A 3635-nucleotide genomic window follows, 5' to 3' on the forward strand; every position below is an offset into this window, starting at 1 on the left:
CCACCACAATCACATTGCCTTTGTAAAACTTCAAACGCACTGTGCCATTCACAACAGTTTGAGTTTGGTCAATGGCTGCTTGTAGCATTTCACGCTCTGGTGCGAACCAAAAACCGTTGTAGATCATCTCAGCGTATTTTGGCATTAGCTCGTCTTTTAAATGAGCCGCATTACGATCAAGCGTTAAAGACTCCATGGCGCGATGCGCTTTAAGCATCACGGTACCCGCTGGCGTTTCATAACAACCGCGTGACTTCATACCAACAAAACGGTTTTCAACAATATCATCACGACCAATACCGTGCGCACCCGCACGCTGATTTAACACTTCCATCACTGTTGCTGGGCTCATGGCCTCACCGTCAATAGCAACAATATCACCCTTTGCATAAGTAAGTTCAATATATTCAGCCTTGTCAGGTGCGTTTTCAGGTGACACTGTCCAACGCCACATGTCGTCTTCTGGCTCAGCCCATGGATTTTCCAGAATATCGCCTTCATAAGAAATATGCAATAAATTAGCGTCCATCGAATAAGGAGATTTCTTATCTTGTTTTTGGTAATCAATTTCAATACCGTGGCTTTCAGCATACGCCATCAAACTTTCACGAGAGGACAATTCCCACTCACGCCAAGGCGCAATCACTTGAATATCAGCGTCGAGTGCATAAGCGTTTAATTCAAAGCGTACTTGGTCATTACCCTTGCCGGTTGCGCCGTGCGAGATGGCATCAGCGCCAACTTCATTAGCAATTTCGACCAGGCGTTTAGAAATGAGTGGACGGGCAATTGAGGTGCCTAAAAGGTATTCGCCTTCATAAATGGCATTGGCTCTAAACATTGGAAAAACAAAATCACGGGCAAATTCTTCACGCAAATCTTCAATATAGATTTGCTCAACGCCTGCCGCTTTAGCTTTAGCGCGCGCTGGCTCAACTTCTTCACCTTGGCCAATATCAGCCGTAAAAGTAACCACTTCACACTGATACGTGTCCTGCAGCCATTTAACGATAATACTTGTGTCTAATCCACCTGAATAGGCTAATACTACTTTATTCATCTTTGTTCCTTGCGCTCATCTGAGCCGTACTTTTTTCAAAATTTATGGTTTTTGTCAATAAGACATTATCCAGCTGATCAACCACTTCAACTGTCCACTCACCTGTCCAGGTATGCCAAATGTTTTTGCTTGACCAGACGCGCCAGCGCTTACCTTTGATATCAAAGCTAATTTCAGCCTTGATATTATCCTTATATAGCCAGCGATGCGTAATTCGATCACCAACCAAATTTCGAATATTGGTAAAGAAGTAGATTTTACCTAAAGAATCATCCGCTTCTGTGATTATCTGTTGAGGCTGTCTATCTACCACAGAAGCGGCAAACACCGCTTGAGAAATATGCTCATGTGGCCAATTTGCCCAAGTGGTATTTGCTATAAATAAGCACAATAACAATATTTTTTTCATCATTTCACCCAATCAATCATATGTAATTCGATATCATTTTCATCGACATCATTATCTGAAAAAGTCCGTCCACGCACCGAAATGCCCGCCAAATGTACTGATTCAGGATCTTGGCTAATCAATGGATGCCAATCAAACAAGGGCTTGCCCTCATGTAACAATCGGTAAGCACAAGTATCCGGCAACCAGTTAAATTTCTTACCCCAATCAGGGTAAATGGTTAAACAATCAGGTACGTATTGGGCTCTAGTATCGTAATGTGGACACTGGCAGGTTTGCTCATCCATATAGTGACAAACCACATCAGTAAAATAAATATCACCGGTGTCTTCATCTTCAAGCTTATGCAAACAGCAACGCCCGCAACTATCACACAAAGATTCCCACTGATCGCGTGACATGTCTGCCAAACTCAACCTTTCCCAGAAATGTTGCGTCTTGGCAGCCACCAACTAAAAAGATCCGCTAACTAAATACACTAACAACTGCTTGCCTTCAGCATTTCCCTGACGGGCAGAAGCACTTGCCCAATAATAGGCTTTTTGATAGTTAGTTTCAACACCAATGCCATTCAGATACATCATGGCTAAGGAATTTTGAGAACGGGCAATGTTCTGATTGGCCGATTGCTGCATCAATAAAAATGCTTTACGCTCATCTTTAGTAACCAGCTCACCAATACTATACAAAGTACTTAAATTATGCTGCGCAACAGGATTACCTTGTTGGGCACTCAGCATAAGTTTTTCCACATTATTCATCATCGCAGTATTACTGGCGATCGACTCTAAAATCTGTTGTTGATTAGGAATTAAAGCGGTCAAATCTGGCACAGTCTGCATACCCGCAACGTCTGACTTATTGTCTGGTGTATTTACTATTGGCAATTTAATTGTTGGCTGCTCATTAACCTCAATAGACTCAACTATTGGTGGCGTAATATCTGCGATTTCCAATGCTAACGCGTCTTTTTTGGATTGTTCAAGCGTCTCCAAATCAAGTAACAGCGCTGTTGCTAAATCGACAGACTGTTCACTGGCTTTTGTTAACCATTGTTTCGCCTCTATGGTGAACTCCTGGCTATATAATAATTTTCCCAACTGAAATTGCGCTTGCGCATGCCCAGCCTTGGCCGCTGTCAATAATAAAGATTGCGCTTTTTCCTCGTCTTTAATAACACCCTTGCCATCAAGAAAATTCATGGCCAAGGCAAATTGAGCAAGAATATAATCCTGCTCGGCGGCCTTACGATAGTAAAAAACAGCTTGCGCATAACTGCTACGCTGTTGATAAAACTCGGCCAAATGAAATTGTGCTTCTGGATCTAACTGATTAGCCGCACGCAGATACCAAGTTTGCGCCAGAGTGTCGCTTTGTTCAACGCCAACACCTTTTTCGTATAACTTGGCCAAGGTTAATTGTGCCAGGCCATAACCCAATTGAGCGGCGCGTTCATACCAACGAAATGCCGCTTCGTTATCAATATCAGTACCTTCGCCCCGACGATACATCACTGCTAAATTATACTGCGCTGCAACAAAATCTTGCTCTGCTGCTTTTTCATACCAGGTGAGCGCTTGAGCTAAGTTTTGAGTTGTGCCAATACCGTGATAATAACCGTTGGCGACATTAAATTGCGCGCTAGCAAACCCTTGTTCAGCAACTTGAATGTACCAATAAAACGCAAGCTTTTCATCCGCTTTAACGCCAATGCCGTTATGGTACATATTAGCCAAGCTGAATTGTGCTCTGGCATTGCCGCTTTTGGCTGATTTTTCTAATTTTGTTAATAACAGCTCGCCAGAAAGTTCGCTGGTTTCATCTGACGCTTGAGATTGATGCTTGACAATCTCATGGCCATTGTCCGGCTGCAATATTTGCAATGCCTGAGCAGGCAAACAAATCATGGCAATAAGAGAAATAAACTTAATCATGAAAAATAAACTAACATAAAGCTGAAATACAACTTTATATTTTATCTGATTTAAAGACCGCTGTATTAGTTAGTCAATGCTAGTAATTAAGCGCTCAATACCGATTGCCACACCCGAGCACTGCGGCAACGGTTTTTCCAGTAGTGTTAAGAAGCTAGCATCCGGCTCTATAACTGTTTTATTTAATTGTTGACGCCTGTTATTTTCACGATCGAAAACTCTCCTATAGGCG

The 3635-nt window shown here is 42.5% G+C and carries 4 protein-coding genes; all 4 read right to left on the reverse strand.

Annotation, left to right across the window (positions count from 1 at the left end; genetic code table 11):
- A partial coding sequence (locus PSN35_RS06615; protein WP_300031167.1) for an argininosuccinate synthase occupies positions 1–1060 on the reverse strand: 1060 nt, incomplete at its 3' end.
- A complete protein-coding gene (locus PSN35_RS06620; protein ID WP_300031170.1) occupies positions 1053–1469 on the reverse strand; it encodes a DUF2914 domain-containing protein in 417 nt (138 codons plus the stop codon). The genes PSN35_RS06615 and PSN35_RS06620, both read right to left, overlap by 8 nt.
- Positions 1469–1918, reverse strand: a complete 450-nt coding sequence (locus PSN35_RS06625; protein WP_300031173.1) for a YcgN family cysteine cluster protein — start codon at positions 1916–1918, stop codon at positions 1469–1471. Before PSN35_RS06625 ends, PSN35_RS06620 begins: the two co-directional genes overlap by 1 nt.
- Before the next feature lie 3 nt (positions 1919–1921).
- The gene (locus PSN35_RS06630) at positions 1922–3403 is read right to left on the reverse strand and encodes a hypothetical protein (protein WP_300031176.1); all 1482 of its coding nucleotides are present in this window, start codon (positions 3401–3403) and stop codon (positions 1922–1924) included.
- Between the last annotated feature and the right edge of the window lie 232 nt (positions 3404–3635).

Source organism: Candidatus Thioglobus sp. (assembly GCF_028599055.1).
Taxonomy (GTDB): Bacteria; Pseudomonadota; Gammaproteobacteria; order PS1; family Pseudothioglobaceae; genus Thioglobus_A.